At 71.5% G+C, this 13,957-nt stretch carries 15 protein-coding genes; 5 read left to right on the forward strand and 10 right to left on the reverse strand.

Annotated features, from left to right (window positions below):
- Positions 1-15 precede the first annotated feature (15 nt).
- Positions 16-1,269 carry a hypothetical protein gene (locus AC1C2T_RS19025; RefSeq protein ID WP_495386309.1) on the reverse strand — a complete coding sequence of 418 codons (1,254 nt, stop codon included), beginning with the start codon at positions 1,267-1,269 and terminating at the stop codon, positions 16-18.
- A gap of 99 nt (positions 1,270-1,368) precedes the next feature.
- On the opposite strand from AC1C2T_RS19025, the gene AC1C2T_RS19030 reads away from it, so the two are divergent.
- From AC1C2T_RS19030 to AC1C2T_RS19040, 3 genes are all read left to right on the forward strand, one after another.
- On the forward strand, positions 1,369-1,920 hold the full coding sequence (locus AC1C2T_RS19030; RefSeq protein WP_495386310.1) for a hypothetical protein: 552 nt from the start codon (positions 1,369-1,371) through the stop codon (positions 1,918-1,920).
- Positions 1,917-2,546, forward strand: coding sequence for a DUF1684 domain-containing protein (locus AC1C2T_RS19035; RefSeq protein WP_495386311.1), 630 nt, complete (start codon positions 1,917-1,919; stop codon positions 2,544-2,546). The genes AC1C2T_RS19030 and AC1C2T_RS19035 overlap by 4 nt, the downstream gene beginning before the upstream one ends.
- A 232-nt stretch (positions 2,547-2,778) precedes the next feature.
- Positions 2,779-4,347 carry a DEAD/DEAH box helicase gene (locus AC1C2T_RS19040; protein WP_495363040.1) on the forward strand — a complete coding sequence of 523 codons (1,569 nt, stop codon included), beginning with the start codon at positions 2,779-2,781 and terminating at the stop codon, positions 4,345-4,347.
- Positions 4,348-4,424: 77 nt separating this feature from the next.
- On the opposite strand, the gene AC1C2T_RS19045 is transcribed toward AC1C2T_RS19040, so the two are convergent.
- Positions 4,425-4,799 (reverse strand): YciI family protein, encoded by a 375-nt coding sequence (locus AC1C2T_RS19045; RefSeq protein WP_495363041.1) that lies wholly within the window; start codon positions 4,797-4,799, stop codon positions 4,425-4,427.
- A gap of 75 nt (positions 4,800-4,874) precedes the next feature.
- Here AC1C2T_RS19045 and AC1C2T_RS19050 point away from each other — a divergent pair, with 75 nt between their 5' ends.
- A complete protein-coding gene (locus AC1C2T_RS19050; RefSeq protein WP_495386312.1) occupies positions 4,875-5,042 on the forward strand; it encodes a hypothetical protein in 168 nt (55 codons plus the stop codon).
- 323 nt (positions 5,043-5,365) lie between these two features.
- The gene (locus tag AC1C2T_RS19055; RefSeq protein ID WP_495363042.1) at positions 5,366-5,923 is read left to right on the forward strand and encodes a beta/gamma crystallin family protein; all 558 of its coding nucleotides are present in this window, start codon (positions 5,366-5,368) and stop codon (positions 5,921-5,923) included.
- Here the strand turns inward: AC1C2T_RS19055 and AC1C2T_RS19060 are convergent.
- The 8 genes from AC1C2T_RS19060 to AC1C2T_RS19095 form a co-directional block, all read right to left on the reverse strand.
- Entirely contained in the window at positions 5,920-6,420 is a 501-nt protein-coding gene (locus AC1C2T_RS19060) for a hypothetical protein (protein ID WP_495386313.1), read from the reverse strand. The genes AC1C2T_RS19055 and AC1C2T_RS19060 overlap by 4 nt on opposite strands.
- Positions 6,417-7,055 (reverse strand): RNA polymerase sigma factor, encoded by a 639-nt coding sequence (locus tag AC1C2T_RS19065; protein WP_495386314.1) that lies wholly within the window; start codon positions 7,053-7,055, stop codon positions 6,417-6,419. Before AC1C2T_RS19065 ends, AC1C2T_RS19060 begins: the two co-directional genes overlap by 4 nt.
- A gap of 194 nt (positions 7,056-7,249) precedes the next feature.
- The gene (locus AC1C2T_RS19070; protein WP_495386315.1) at positions 7,250-8,743 is read right to left on the reverse strand and encodes an aldehyde dehydrogenase (NADP(+)); all 1,494 of its coding nucleotides are present in this window, start codon (positions 8,741-8,743) and stop codon (positions 7,250-7,252) included.
- Between the two features lie 25 nt (positions 8,744-8,768).
- Positions 8,769-9,770: a proline racemase family protein gene (locus tag AC1C2T_RS19075; RefSeq protein WP_495386316.1), complete on the reverse strand. Its 1,002-nt coding sequence runs from the start codon at positions 9,768-9,770 to the stop codon at positions 8,769-8,771.
- Between the two features lie 36 nt (positions 9,771-9,806).
- Positions 9,807-10,724 (reverse strand): dihydrodipicolinate synthase family protein, encoded by a 918-nt coding sequence (locus AC1C2T_RS19080; RefSeq protein ID WP_495386317.1) that lies wholly within the window; start codon positions 10,722-10,724, stop codon positions 9,807-9,809.
- Entirely contained in the window at positions 10,721-12,331 is a 1,611-nt protein-coding gene (locus AC1C2T_RS19085; RefSeq protein ID WP_495386318.1) for an FAD-dependent oxidoreductase, read from the reverse strand. The genes AC1C2T_RS19080 and AC1C2T_RS19085 overlap by 4 nt, the downstream gene beginning before the upstream one ends.
- A complete protein-coding gene (locus AC1C2T_RS19090; RefSeq protein WP_495386319.1) occupies positions 12,328-12,651 on the reverse strand; it encodes a (2Fe-2S)-binding protein in 324 nt (107 codons plus the stop codon). Before AC1C2T_RS19090 ends, AC1C2T_RS19085 begins: the two co-directional genes overlap by 4 nt.
- A complete protein-coding gene (locus AC1C2T_RS19095) occupies positions 12,651-13,835 on the reverse strand; it encodes an NAD(P)/FAD-dependent oxidoreductase (RefSeq protein WP_495386320.1) in 1,185 nt (394 codons plus the stop codon). The genes AC1C2T_RS19090 and AC1C2T_RS19095 overlap by 1 nt, the downstream gene beginning before the upstream one ends.
- Positions 13,836-13,957: the final 122 nt, after the last annotated feature.

Raw genomic sequence — 13,957 nt, forward strand, 5'->3', positions numbered from 1 at the left:
GGTGCGCCGGAACCCTCACCTGGTGCGATAGAGCGCCAGGGCCTCGGCGTCGCTCGCCCGCGACGTCGCCCGGCGCGCCGCGTCGAGCGCCGCCACCGGGTCCGGCTCCTGATGGACGATGACGAGCTGGCGTTCGGCCTCGGCGAGCCTGGTGCGGGCATCCGCGCCGACCGCGTGTCCGCCCCGATCGATCGCTGCACGGGCGACCCGCAACTGGCTCTCGGCGATGGCGATCGCACCGCCCAACGCCCCGCGGGCGCCGTCGAGTCGGCCCTGCGCGTTGCGGGCGGCAGCGCGTGCGACCTCAAGCCGGTCGCGACACGCCCGGAGCCGGTCGCGGTCGGTGAACGGGTCGCCGGCCAGTTCGGCACGCTCGGCCATCGCAGCCGAGCCGTCCCCGATCGCCGAACCGAGCGCCTCGGCAGCGTCGGGATCCTCCTGGGCATCGCGCTCGCGCCGCGCCGCCACGAGCTCGCGGTCGAGTGCGGCGGCCTCGCGCGACGCATCCGATTGCGCGGCCGCGAGGGCCTGCTCGACGGCGTCGATCTCCGCTAGGTCGCGGGTCGCGCGTGCGAGTGCGTCCTCCGCGGATCCCAAGCGATCGGCCGCCGGCTCGGCACGTGCAGAGCTCGCCTCGGCCTCGTCGAGCGACACGGTCGCCTCGGCGAGCGCGGCGTCGACCCGGGTCGCTGCACCTCGCCCGGCGGCGAGCGCCGACGGCGCGAACCTCGTGCCGAGTCGCTCGAGCATCGCCTCGGCCTCGAGACGACGGCGGCCGAGCCGTTCGGCCTGCTCACGCAGCGCAGGCAGCTCGGTGTGCACCCCGCGTTCGCTGCGTCGACGGGATGCGAGAGAAGACTCCGCGTCATCGAGCACCCCGATCACAGAGTTGCAGAGTCCTTCGATTCGGCTGCTCCAGGTCCGTCGTTCGGCCGCAGTATCCGCCTCGGCGTCATCGAGGCGCTGCTGCAGGATGAACGCCTCCCGCAGCCAGCTCCGCGCCGAATCGAGCGCCATGTGCATCGCCCGCGCCTGCTCCGAGCCGAACTGCGCCTCTGCGTAAGCGACTTCGCGTTCCGCATCGCGCACGGCGTTGTCTGCCTGCACGATGAGCACCTTCGCACGCACCTCAGCAGCGGCGCCCGAGGCGAGCGCCGTGCGCTCCCGGCGTGCACCGCTCCGGCGCAGCGCCACCACCCCAGCCACGAGCGCCGCGGCAGCGGCCGCGAAGACGAGGAGGGAGGGCAACCACCAGAGTCCGTCGGGCATGAGCGGGAGTCTAGGCGTTCGTGGTCCGAGTGAGCCGTGCAACGCCTCGAATCCGGCGCGGCACTTGGCAGGGGCATCCGAGCGCCCTACTCTCGGCTCATGCGGGTGCTGTTGAAACTCAAGCTCGATTGCACTCCGGATGCCGCATGGCGGGCGCTCCGGAGTCCGGCCGTGCTGCGCGAGGTCGTCGCGCCGTGGCTCGACTTCGACTCGCTCGAGCCGGGCGGCCTGCCGACGGTCTGGCCGGAGGGGCCGCACCGCTTGCGGGTGCTCGCCTTCCGCCGCTACCCGATCGGCGAGGAGCGCGTCGAGCTGAGCTGCCCCGGCGGCCTGCCCGTCGGGGTGCGGATGCTGCGCGACGGTGGCGGCGCCGAGACCGGGCCGTTCGCCGCGTTCGAGAGTTGGGATCATCGCATGGCCGTTTCGGCCCTTCCCGACGGTCGCACCCTCTACCGTGACCAATTGCTCGCGAGCGCCGGCGCCCTCGACGCGCTCGCCTGGTATCCGACGTGGGTGTTCTGGCAGTGGCGCGGTATGCGGTTGCGGCAGCTCGCGCCCGGCTGGCGCTACGACCCGCCGGGCACCGCGGATGCCGCGGCATCCGAGAGCGCCGCAGCGGCGGCGCACGCCCCCATGGGGGCGGCGGCATGACCGACTCGATCGGCGCGCTCCAGCTGGCCGACTGGCGGCGACGCGTTTTCGGGCTCTACTCGGGCGTGCGTCAGTTGAGCGTGCACTCCCCTGCGGCCGGCCACGAGCTGTGGAAGTCCGCGCGGGACGAGCTCTTCGCGGGGCATCCGCAATCGCCGTTGCTGCCCGACGACCGGGCCAGCTTCACGGGACTCACGGTGGCCAGGTACGACCCTGAATGGCGATTCGAACTGGAGGTTCGACGCGCCGCCGAGCCCGTGCGCATCGCCGTCGACAGCGCGACCGACGGCGTGATCCCGTTCTCGCTCGTCGGCGACGTGCGCATCCCCTACCTCGGCACCCTCGACGTGTGGCGGCTCACCGGCTACGGCGGCGGGCTCTTCGTGCCCGTCAAAGATCGGCTGGCCGGCACTCCCGGTGGCACCTATGGCGGCGGCCGATACCTGCTCGACGCGGTGAAGGGCGCCGACCTCGGGCCGGGGGCCGAGCCCGACTCCCTCGTCATCGACTTCAACTTCGCCTACAACCCGTCGTGCGCCTACGATCCGTCGTGGTCGTGCCCCCTCGCCCAGCCCGGCAACACCCTGCGCGAAGACGTGCCCGTCGGCGAGCGGATGCCCCTCTGACGGCGGTTGCACAGGGTCATCAGCTAGAGTGATCGATGGCGGCCGCGATGAACGCGCCGCTTGCGTCGTAGAAACGCTTCCGGGCACTGCACATCGTGCAGTGGCCCGTTGACTCTCATACGGCGAACGGATGCGCCGACCGGCGCCTTCGCCACAACACCCACCGCCGGGCCGAGAACCCTCCGCAAGCCGGAGCTCGAACCAGCGGTGTGCTCTGCCCTGAAAGGCACCAGTGACCGACATCACCTTCAGCACGCTCGGCGTGCCGGCCCCCCTCGTCGCGGCCCTCGCCGCCGACGGAAAGACCACCGCGTTCCCGATCCAGGTCGACACGCTTCCCGACACGCTCGCCGGACGAGACGTGCTCGGCCGCGGCAAGACCGGCTCGGGCAAGACCATCGCCTTCGCGCTGCCCATGATCGCGCGCCTCGGCACCACGCTCGCCGGCGGACGTCGCCGCCCGGGCCGCCCCCTCGCCCTCGTGCTCGCACCGACGCGTGAACTCGCCACCCAGATCGACGCGGTGCTCGCGCCGCTCGCCGCCGCCTACGACCTGAAGACCACGACGATCTTCGGCGGCATCAGCCAGAAGCGCCAGGTCGACGCGCTGCGCGCCGGCGTCGACATCGTCGTCGCCTGCCCCGGTCGCCTCGAAGACCTCATGAAGCAGGGCTTCGTCACGCTCGACGCGATCGAGATCACCGTGCTCGACGAGGCCGACCACATGGCCGACCTCGGCTTCCTGCCCGTCGTCACGCGCATCATGGACAAGACCCCTTCCGGCGGACAGCGTCTGCTGTTCTCCGCGACGCTCGACAACGGTGTGGACAAGCTCGTCAAGCGCTTCCTCCACAACGAGGTGCTGCACTCGGTCGACGAGGCCACCTCGCACGTCGCCGCGATGACCCACCACGTGTTCGAGGTCTCCGACGTCGACGCGAAGAACGAGCTCGTGCGCACCCTCGCCTCGGGCACCGGCCGTCGCTTGCTGTTCATGCGCACCAAGCACCACGCGAAGAAGCTCGCGAAGAAGCTCACCGAGCAGGGCATCCCCGCGGTCGACCTGCACGGCAACCTCTCGCAGCCGCAGCGCGACCGCAACCTCGCCGCGTTCTCCGACGGCTCCGCCAACGTCATGGTCGCCACGGATGTCGCGGCGCGCGGCGTGCACGTCGACGCCATCGAGCTCGTGATCCACGTCGACCCGCCCATGGAGCACAAGGCGTACCTGCACCGCTCGGGCCGCACCGCCCGCGCCGGCAGCGAGGGCGACGTCGTCACCATCAGCCTGCCTGCGCAGAAGCAAGACCTGAAGACGCTGCTCCGCAAGGCCGCGATCACCGTCACCCCGCAGCAGGTCACCGCGACCTCGCCCTCCGTGACCACCCTTGTCGGCGACGTCGCCCCCTTCGTGAAGCCGTCGCCTCGTGCGGCAGTGCAGCAGCAGGGCGGCGGCGGTCGCTCGCAGGGCGCCAACGCGCAGCGCAAGCGCACCGCTCGCGACGAGCGCGGCGCCGGCGAAGGCCGCACGAGTGCCGGTCAGGGCCGCGCTCGCGGTCGCGGCGGCAACGGCGACGGCCAGTCGGATGCCGCGGGCGCACCCCGCCGCGACCGCTCGGGCCGCCCGGCCGAGGCGCGTGCGAACGCTCCGAAGCAGGGCGGCGGCCAGGGCCGCGGCGCGCAGACGACCGGCGCGCAGCGCGGGTCATCCGCTCGCTCGGGCGCGAAGGCGCCGCTTCGTGTCGGCAGCCTCGTCTCGCCCTCGGCCAACTCGCGCGGCAACCGGCGCGCACAGGGCTGACGCCCGAACACTCAGCCGAACGGCCCCGACGAGCTCGCTCGTCGGGGCCGTTCGCGGTCGGTGCAGCCGACCGTTTCTCAGTTCTGCGGCGCCTCCTGCAGGGCCCGCACTTCGATGCGGCCCTGCAGGGCCTTCGACGCCTGCGTCGCCCACTGCACGGCGGCCTCCTCGTCGTCGGCCTGGATCACCCAGAAGCCCCCGACGTATGACGCCGCCTCGACGAACGGCTCATCGAGCACCTGCGCCTGCTCGGCCGTCGCGTCGACCGTCTTGGCCGTCGACGGCGGCTGCAATCCGCCGGCGAAGAGGAACGCTCCAGCGTCCTTGAGCGCCGTGTTGAACTCGTCGACCGCGGCCATCACCGCCTCGAGCTCCGCCGGGTCGAAGTCCTGCATCGACGCCATCGTCGGCTCGTCTGCGGAGTCGTGCGGCACGGTCAGGAAGTACTGCATGAGAAGTCCTCTCCTTGGGGGCCGCCGTCCGCGTCCCGTTATTCAAGACGTCGAACGACGAAGGCGCCGATCGACATGTGCCCCGAATCACTGCTCGCGACCGGCATCGGCAACCTCGGCCAGTGCGACGTTCAGTTCAGCGACTGGAACCGCCTCGCTCGCGCGGCAGCGGACTCCGCGCGGGTGAGCGACGAACGGGCCGGTGTCCCCCGACACCGGCCCGCCGCCCGCCGCCCGCCGTGAGGCGGGACCGGCCCGAGTCCCCCTGCAGGCCGGCACCGCCTCACGGCCAGCGCGGCAGCGTGCGATCACAGCACAGACGTGACCGCCCGACCGATCTCGCCGCCGACCATGAGCGCCGCGGTGACGACCGCCGCGAGTGCGCACGCGACGATCGTGGTGGTCATCGCTCTCGTTGCTCTCGTTCCTCGCATCCACAGCCTCCGTCCCTGACACGGGTATGTCCGGCTCACCGTCGCCGGTTCCATCGGCATTCGCGGAACTCCACGCCCGTGCCGGACATAACGGTGTGTGCGGCCGAGCGGCCGCGTGAGAAGAGGAACCCGATGAAGAAGATCCGTGCGATCGGCGCTGTACTCGCAGCGACGTTCGTGTTCGCGAGCCTTGCCGCGGTCTCGCCGGCCACGGCGGCACCACTCGATGCCGCCGACCGGAAGACCACCGCCCCGGTGCACTGCGCCGTCGAAGTGCAACCCGTCGATGCGCCGGTCGCCGACGCGACGCCCGTCTGCTTCGCCGAGCGCAAGGGCGTCGACCGATATCTCGACCTGATCACCGCGGCGAATGCCTCGTCACGCGGTGTGGCTGCAGCCTCGACCCGGCTCGGCACCGTCTATTCAGACAGCAACGGAGGCGGCTCGAGCCTCACCTTCTGGGGGTCGAGCGGATGCTACGGCGTTCTCTTCGGCTTCTCCAGCATGCCCTCGGGCTGGAGCAGCAATGTGAGCTCGGCCGGCGGCTCCAACGGGTGCTGGGTCTCCCTGTACACGACGACGGGGTACGGCGGATCCCGCCTGACCTGCACGCCATGGTGCGGCGGCGTCGGCACCCTGAACGACAAGGTCCGCTCTGTCGTCTTCCGCCCCACCGGCACGTTCGGTTAGTCAAGCGGTGCCAAGCCGAGCGCGGGGCAGATCGACGCGTTCGACGACGGCACGATCGCCGCGCTCCCGTCAGGCAGGACACAGGCCTGCAGCTCGTCGGGGACGCGGCCAGGGGGGTTGCTCGGAGCCGTCGGGTCGTACTCGGCGTCGAGCACCCCCTGCTGCCACATCAGCGAGCAGAGCTCGATCGCATCGGCGACCCGGCCCTCGCCGCTCGGCGAGGCGATCGTCGCCGACGGGCCCGGGTAGCTGCCATCGGCGTTGCGTTCCGCGGCCGTCATGCACAGCACGATCTCGGTGTTCGAGACATCGCCGGGCTGCAAGAGCACCGCACCGGCTGTAGCAGCCGCACCGATCACGAGCACGCCGATGCCGCTCCAGCTGAGCAGTCGAACGCGACGACGCTTGGTCTGGGCGGCCGGCTCGGCGCGCGCATGCTCGACGAGCATCGCGCGGATCGCGGCGTCCCGCTCGGGGCGCATCTCGGGCCCGCTCATCCGGTCACCCCCAGGTCTTCGACGGATGCAGCGCTCGCAGCGCCCGCAGCGCTCGCAGCGCCGTGCTCTCGTGGCTCGCGAAGGTCGCCGAGTGCCTGCTGGAGCTTCGCGCGCGCCCGCGAAAGCCGCGACTTCACGGTGCCGACGGGCAGATCGAGCACACTCGCCACGGTCGCCATCGGGAGTTCGTCGACGAGGCACAGGTCGACGATGCGCCGATCGCTCGCGTTCAGCCGCTGGAGTGCGGCGGCGATGCCGCGCGACACGCGCTCACCGTCGAGTCGCTCACCGACCTCATGGCTCGGATCGGCTGAGAATTCGGCCGCCGGGAGTTTCGCGAGCAAGCGCCGGTAGCGTCTGCTCGACCGCTGGCTGTTGAGTGACACGTTCGTGGTCACGACGAGCAGCCATGGCAGGAGCGAACCGTCGACGAACCGCACCGCGTGTCGGCGCCGCCACGCCTCGAGGAAGACCATGGCGACGACGTCTTCCGATTCAGTGCGGTTGAGCGTGCGGGAATACGCCTTGCGGAAGATGCGCGCGCGATAGCGGTCGTAGACGACGCCGAACGAGGCCTCGGTGCCCGAGGTCGCCTCGAGCCAGAGCACCGCGTCCTCTCGGGCATCGTCAACCATGGTCGAGCCAGCCTAACCGCGCCGCGCCGTATCGGCGCGTGCACGCCGTCGTGCGCGCCGATGCCGCATCCCTTCGCGTCTCGCGTTCCGCCGGTGCCTTCCATGCCGCACGTTCCCCTTTCCATCGGCGAAGCCCGCCGCACAGAGAGGTATGTCCGGATGTCGACGCCGGGTTCCGTCGCGGCCGAGCCCGGCTAACCGACCGAGGCGCGCGACCCCCACGACGTCGACTGGCCCGCGGGCGAGAACGCCTGCGGCACGCCCCACGGATTCGCGGTCTGCAGGGGCGCCGGCAGCAGCGCTTCAGCGGCACCCTGGTAGGCGACCGGGCGGAGGAACCGCGTGATCGCTGCGGTGCCGACCGAGGTCGAAGAGTCGTTCGTCGTCGCGGGCCACGGCCCGCCGTGCTGCATGGCCGGGGTGACCGCGACGCCCGTGGGCCAGCCGCCGAAGAGCACCCGGCCGGCGTGCTCGGTGAGCACGCGCACGAGCGCGCGGAGCGAGGCATCCGCTTCACCGGTCGCCGCGTGCACGGTGGCCGTGAGGTTGCCCTCGAAGAGTGTCGGCACGAGGTTCGCGAGGTCGGTGCCCGCATCGTGCTCGACGAGCACCGAGAGCGGCCCGAAGGCTTCGCCCAGCAGCACGTCGCGCCCGGCGACGAGGTCGTCGAGTGAGACGGCGATGATCGTCGGCGTGGCGCGTCCCTGCCCGTCGCCGTCGATCTCGATGCCGCCGGGCGCGATGACGCGCACGCCCTGGGTGGCCAGGATCTCGTCGCGGCGCGCGCGGTAGCCGGCGGCGATGCGCGGGTTCAGCAGGCGATGCGGGGCGACGGATGCTGCGGCATCCGCGATCTCGCCGTCGAGACCGTGACCGAATGGCACGAACACGAAGCCCGGCTTCGTGCAGAGCTGCCCCGCAGAACCGGCGACGCTCGCGACGTAGCCCGCGGCGATCTCGCTGCCCCGCTCGTCGATCGCGCCCTGCGTGACGAAGACCGGGTTCACGCTGCCGAGCTCGCCGTAGAAGGGGATGGGTGCGGGGCGTGAAGCCGCGATGTCGGCGAGCAAGCGGCCGGCGGGGATCGAGCCGGTGAACGAGCCGGCCTTCACGCGCGGGTCCTTCAGAATCGCGACGCCCTCGGCCTGACCGGTGACGAGCTGGAACACTCCGGCGGGCATGCCCGCCGCCGCGACCGCCGCCGCGACGACCTCGGCGGTGCGCCGGGAGAGCTCGGGGTGGCCGGAGTGGCCCTTCAGGATCACGGGGCAGCCGGCGGCGAGCGCCGCGGCGGTGTCACCGCCCGCGACCGAGAACGCGAAGGGGAAGTTCGAGGCGGCGAAGTTCACGATGGGGCCGACCGGCACGAGGTAGCGGCGCACGTCGGGGCGCGCACCGAGCACGAACTCGGGGTCGGCGGCGTCGATGCGCACGTCGAGGTAGCCGCCGTCGACGATCGTGTCGGCGAAGAGACGCAGCTGCACCGCAGTGCGCTTGAGCTCGCCGCGGAGGCGTGCCTCGGTGAGGCCCGTCTCGTCCATCGCGATGCCGACGAGCTCGTCGGCATTCGCTTCGAGCGCGTCGGCGACGGCGACGATGGCCGCAGCGCGATCGCGCGGGTGGGTATCGGCGAACGGAGCGGCTGCGGCGGCAGCGCCGGCCGCGATGGTCTCGAGGTCTTGCGTCATGAGGTCTCCTGAAGTGCGTCGGCGGTCAGAACTGGAAGCCGGTCGGGAAGGGGTCGGCGGGGTCGAGCGAGTACTGGGCAGTGCCCGTCACCCACGCACGACCCGTGATGGTCGGGATGACGGCGGGCCGACCGTCGACCTCGGTCTCGGCGATCAGCCGCCCGACGAAGCGGCTGCCGATGAACGACTCGTTCACGAAGTCGGTGTCGAGCGCGAGTTCACCGCGGGCCCAGAGCTCGGCCATGCGCGCCGAGGTGCCCGTGCCGCACGGCGAGCGGTCGAACCAGCCGGGGTGGATCGCCATGGCGTGGCGCGAGAGCGCGGCATCCGACCCCGGGGCGATGAATTCGACGTGGTGACAGTGATCGACACCATCGATGAACGGATGCCGCGGCGGCGCGATCTCGTTGATCGCCGTCATGATCGCGAGACCCGCCGTGATGATGTCCTGCTGACGGGATCGGTCGAACGGCAGGCCGACCGCGTCGAGGTCGACCATCGCGTAGAAGTTGCCGCCGAACGCCATCGAGTACGGCACGGTGCCGTACCCCGGCACCTCGATGCTGGTGTCGAGCGCATCGACGTAGCTCGGCACGTTCTCGATCGTGACCGAGTCGGCATGACCGTCGGCGACTGCGACCCGAGCGACGACGAGTCCCGCAGGAGTGTCGAGGCGGATCTCGGTCACGGGCTCGACGACCTCGACCATGCCCGTCTCCACGAGCACCGTGGCGACGCCGATCGTGCCGTGGCCGCACATCGGGAGGCATCCGCTCACCTCGATGTAGACGACGCCCCAATCGCAGTCGGGGCGGGTGGAGGGTTGGAGGATCGCACCGCTCATGGCCGCGTGCCCACGCGGCTCGTTCATGAGGAACAGCCGCAGCTCGTCCATGTGCGCCATGAAGTGCAGGCGCTTCTCGTTCATCGTCTCGCCCGGAATCACGCCGACGCCGCCCGTGACGACGCGCGTCGGCATGCCCTCGGTGTGCGAGTCGACCGCAGAGATCAGCCGCTTCGAACGCATGTGTCCTCCTCCAACCTTGCTCGGCCCTCGCGAGGCCTAGCGGCTCGCGATGTAGTCGAGCGCCTTCTGCGTGTCGCGGCGCACGAGCGCCTCGTGCTCGGCCGAGAGCGGACCGCGCGGCGGGCGGGTCGTTCCACCGTAGCTCTGCCCGGCGACGTCGATCGACAGCTTGATGGCCTGCACGAATTCGGTCTTCGAGTCCCAGCGGAACACGGCGACGAGGTTCTTGTAGAGCTCGCGGGCGGCGTCGATCTGCCCGGACTTCACGAGGTCGTAGATCTCGACGGCCTCCTTCGGGAAGGCGTTCGGGTAGCCTGCGAACCACCCTGTCGCGCCCACGACGAGCGACTCGAAGAGCAGGTCGTCGGCGCCGGCGATGACGTCGATGTCGCAGAGTTCCTGGATCTCGAGCACGCGGCGGATGTCGGTCGTGAACTCCTTGATGGCCACGACGTTCTCGAGCTCGAAGAGCTCGGCGACGAGGTCGGGCGTCAGGTCGACCTTGGTGTCGATGGGGTTGTTGTAGAGCATGATCGGCAGGCCCACCTCGTTGAGGCGCGTGTAGTGCTCGATGACCTCGGCGCGGTTCGCGCGGTAGATGGTCGGCGGCAGGGCGAGCACGCCGTCGGCGCCGTCGGCCTTCGCGTACTCGGCCCACTTCACGGCCTGGTGCCAGCCGACGCCGTGCACGCCCGCGACGACGAGTCCGCGACCGGCCACGGTCTCCACCGCGACCTGGATCACCTTGCGGCGCTCGTCGTCGGTGAGGCTCGAGTACTCGCCGAGCGAGCCGTTGGGGCCGACGCCGCGGCATCCGTTCTCGATCAGGAAGTCGCAGTGAGCGGCGAACTTCTCGTAGTCGACGGCGAGGCCCGCGGGCGCTGATGCGTCTTCCTTGAAGGCGAGGGTTGTCGCGACGACGACACCGCCGAGGTCGAACTTCTGGGTGGTCATGGATGCCCTTCCTGGACGATGGGAGTGGAGTGGACGGAGAGGTCGGTGCGCTCACTCGGGCGTTCGCCCTCGGCGAGTTCGCCGAGGCGCACCGGCGAGGCGATGGGGCGGCGGTCGGTCGAGACGCGCTCCCGCTGGTCGAGTAGGCCGCCTGCGGCCACCCCCTCCCGCTGGTCGAGTAGGCCGCCCGCGGCCACACCCCGCTGGTCGAGTAGGCCGCCCGCGGCCACCTCCCGCTGGTCGAGTAGGCCGCCCGCGGCCGTATCGAGACCCCCAACCGAACCGGCTGCCCCCACGAGTTCCTCGACCGTGCGACCGCAGACGCGGCCCTGGCAGATGCCGAGCCCCGCGCGGGTCGTGAGCTTCATCGAGCGGAGCCCGCTGCCGCAGGTCGCCGTTGCGGTCTCGCGAAGACGCCCGTAGGGCAGCTCCTCGCACCGGCAGACGAGGGTGTCGTCGTCGAGCCACGCAGTCCAGCCCGGTCGGATGCCGTGCGCCGCCTCGAGGCGGGCTGCGAACCCCGTGAATATCGCGCGTGCACGAACAGCCCGTCGAACGGCGGCATCCGTCGGGGCGCCGCCCGCGGCGCAGTGGCCCGCGAGCTCCCCTTCGGCGAGCGCGGCGTCGACCCCGCCGATGCCCGTGATCTCACCGGCGGCGTAGACACCGGCGACGCTCGACTGCTGTGACGCGTCGACCTCGACGAATCGTGCAGAGGAGATCGCGCAGCCCGCGGCGATCGGCAGTTCGAGGCGCGGGATGAAGCCGTGACTGACGCACACGGCGTCGGCGGCGATGCGCCGCTCGGTGCCGGGTACGGGCTTCCAGTTCGCGTCGACCCGGGCGACCGTGACGGCCTCGACCCGGTCGAAGCCGTGCGCGGCGATCACCGCGCGACCGGTCGCGTACGGAATGCGGTGGCGCACGTGCGTGCCGACGTAGCCCGCGAGTTCGCCGCCCTTCTTGACGGCACCGAGGAGCTGCCACGGCTTCGGCAGCCATCCGCGCACGAGACCCGCGAGGCGGCTCGCCTCGTAGACGCCGAGCACCTTCGCACCGGTCGCGACGAGGGAGGCCGCGACGGGGAGCAGGAACGGACCGGCGCCCGCGATGACGACGCGCTGGCCGACGGCGACGCGCTCACCCTTCGCGAAGGCCTGCGCCGCCCCGGCGGTGAAGACCCCCGGCAGGTCCCATCCGGGGAAGGGCAGTGTGCGGTCGTGGGCGCCGGTGGCGAGCACGAGGGCATCGGGGCGGAACGTGCGGCCGGTGCGACCGGTGCCGTCGGGCGGGCCGACGAGCACGTGCACCGCCACGGGGGCGGCGGGGGCAGAAGCATCCGTGGGCTCGATCGCCCAGACCTGGGCGCCCATCACGATCTCGCAGCCGGCATCGGCCTCGAGCGCGTGGCGCATCGCGGTGAATCGATGCCAGCCGTGGTGCAGCACGCGCTCGTTCGCCGAAGGGCGTTCGGCTGGCAGGTGCCGCCAGTACTGGCCTCCGAGTTCGTCGGCGGCGTCGAGCAGGGTCACGGATGCCCCGCGAGCCCGTGCAGCGAGCGCGGTGGCGAGTCCGGCCGGGCCGGCGCCCACGATGACGACGTTCACTCCGTCACCTCCGGAAGTTCGTAGTGCTGACTCTCGACGACGTCTCCGTCGACCGCCCGGCGCTGGCACGCGCGCACGTCGCGCTCGCCGTTCACCGTCACGATGCAGTCGAAGCAGATACCGATGCCGCAGAAGAGGCCGCGCGGGCGGCCGTCGACCGAGGTGCGCCGCCACGCGAGCCGGCCGCTCGCGAGCACGACGCCGGCGATCGTCTGCCCCGCGACGCCAGGCACGGCCGCGCCGTCGAGCGAGATCGCGAGCGACGCGGCCGCCGAGGGACGGATCGGGTCGGAGGAGGCCGGCAGCAGTCGCGCGCCCATCACGCCACCGCCTCGAGGTGGGGCGCGAGGGACGCGCGGTCGAGCCGGAACGGTGTCACATCGATCGGCGCCGGTCGACCCGCGAACTCGGCGACGAGCAGTTCGGCGGTCGCGAGCGAGAGTCCGATGCCCGCGCCCTCGTGGCCGCTCGCGTGCCAGAGACCGGCCGCGCGATGATCGGCGCCGATCACGGGGAGGTGATCGGGCATGAACGGCCGGAACCCGCCGTAGCTGCGCATGATGCTCGCACCGGCGAGGAAGGGGAAGAGCCGCAGCGCCTTCGCGGCGATCTCCTGGAGCACGGAGACGCGCAACCGGTCGTCGAAGCCGATCTGCTCGCGGCTCGATCCGATGAGCACGGTGCCGGCGGCCGTCGATTCGACGACGCTCGAGGTCTGCAGTGCGGCGTCGCTCGACTGGGTCGCCCCGAAGTAGTCGCCGTCGTAGACCTTGTGGAAGACGCGGTGCGGCATGCGCGTCGTGACGAGCACGTTGCCACGGCGGGGCTTGACCGGCAGGTGCACGCCGAGGGAGGCGGAGACTTCACCCGACCACGGACCGGCGGCGACGATCACTGCGCCCGCCGGCACGTCGCCCGCCGTCGTCGTGACGCCGGCGACGCGGCCGCTCACGTCGCGCAGTGCGCCGGTCACGGTGACGAACGAGCGGATGTCTGCGCCATGGTTCCTGGCGGAGGCGAGAAGCGCCTCGGTGGCGATGACCGGCTGCACCTGTGCGTCTTCGGGGTAGTGCACGGCCGCGGTGATCGCAGGGTTCAGGTGCGGTTCGAGGGTGCGGGCCTCGTCGATCGTGATGGCACGCGCGTCGACACCGCCGACACGCTGGGATGCCGCGAACGCGAGCAGCGGCGCGGCGCCCCCGGCGGTGGTGGCGACGACCAGCCCGCCCTTCTGCTCGTATTCGATCGCCGGGAACGGCGAACGGAGCTCGTCGGCCAGTTCGGCGACGAGGCCCGGCCAGAGGGAGGCTGCGTACTGGGCGAGTGCGAGCTCAGCGCCGGGACCCTTGTCGGAGACGAGGAGGTTGCCTTCGCCCTTCGCGCTCGTGCCCGAAGCAGGGGCGTCGCGGTCGAGCACGGTGACGCGGAAGCCGGCCAGTGCGAACGCCCGCGCGCAGGCGGCACCGACGATGCCGGCTCCGACGACCGCGATGTCGCTGATCATGGCGCTGCTCCCTTCCCGTTGGATCGAATCCGTAATATGTCACACATTGCTGGCGTGAAGATGCACTGGGCTTGCCGCAGACCACCGCGTGCCGGGCACCGGCCACGGGACATCCGCTCGCG

Source organism: Agromyces sp. Y558 (assembly GCF_059445415.1).

Excerpts from the sequence above, each read along its gene's own strand:
- AC1C2T_RS19025 (WP_495386309.1), bottom strand. The coding sequence starts at position 1,269 with ATGCCCGACGGACTCTGGTGGTTGCCCTCCCTCCTCGTCTTCGCGGCC.
- AC1C2T_RS19030 (WP_495386310.1), top strand. The coding sequence starts at position 1,369 with ATGCGGGTGCTGTTGAAACTCAAGCTCGATTGCACTCCGGATGCCGCA.
- AC1C2T_RS19035 (WP_495386311.1), top strand. The coding sequence starts at position 1,917 with ATGACCGACTCGATCGGCGCGCTCCAGCTGGCCGACTGGCGGCGACGC.
- AC1C2T_RS19045 (WP_495363041.1), bottom strand. The coding sequence starts at position 4,799 with ATGCAGTACTTCCTGACCGTGCCGCACGACTCCGCAGACGAGCCGACG.
- AC1C2T_RS19050 (WP_495386312.1), top strand. The coding sequence starts at position 4,875 with ATGTGCCCCGAATCACTGCTCGCGACCGGCATCGGCAACCTCGGCCAG.
- AC1C2T_RS19055 (WP_495363042.1), top strand. The coding sequence starts at position 5,366 with ATGAAGAAGATCCGTGCGATCGGCGCTGTACTCGCAGCGACGTTCGTG.
- AC1C2T_RS19060 (WP_495386313.1), bottom strand. The coding sequence starts at position 6,420 with ATGAGCGGGCCCGAGATGCGCCCCGAGCGGGACGCCGCGATCCGCGCG.
- AC1C2T_RS19065 (WP_495386314.1), bottom strand. The coding sequence starts at position 7,055 with ATGGTTGACGATGCCCGAGAGGACGCGGTGCTCTGGCTCGAGGCGACC.
- AC1C2T_RS19070 (WP_495386315.1), bottom strand. The coding sequence starts at position 8,743 with ATGACGCAAGACCTCGAGACCATCGCGGCCGGCGCTGCCGCCGCAGCC.
- AC1C2T_RS19075 (WP_495386316.1), bottom strand. The coding sequence starts at position 9,770 with ATGCGTTCGAAGCGGCTGATCTCTGCGGTCGACTCGCACACCGAGGGC.
- AC1C2T_RS19080 (WP_495386317.1), bottom strand. The coding sequence starts at position 10,724 with ATGACCACCCAGAAGTTCGACCTCGGCGGTGTCGTCGTCGCGACAACC.
- AC1C2T_RS19090 (WP_495386319.1), bottom strand. The coding sequence starts at position 12,651 with ATGGGCGCGCGACTGCTGCCGGCCTCCTCCGACCCGATCCGTCCCTCG.
- AC1C2T_RS19095 (WP_495386320.1), bottom strand. The coding sequence starts at position 13,835 with ATGATCAGCGACATCGCGGTCGTCGGAGCCGGCATCGTCGGTGCCGCC.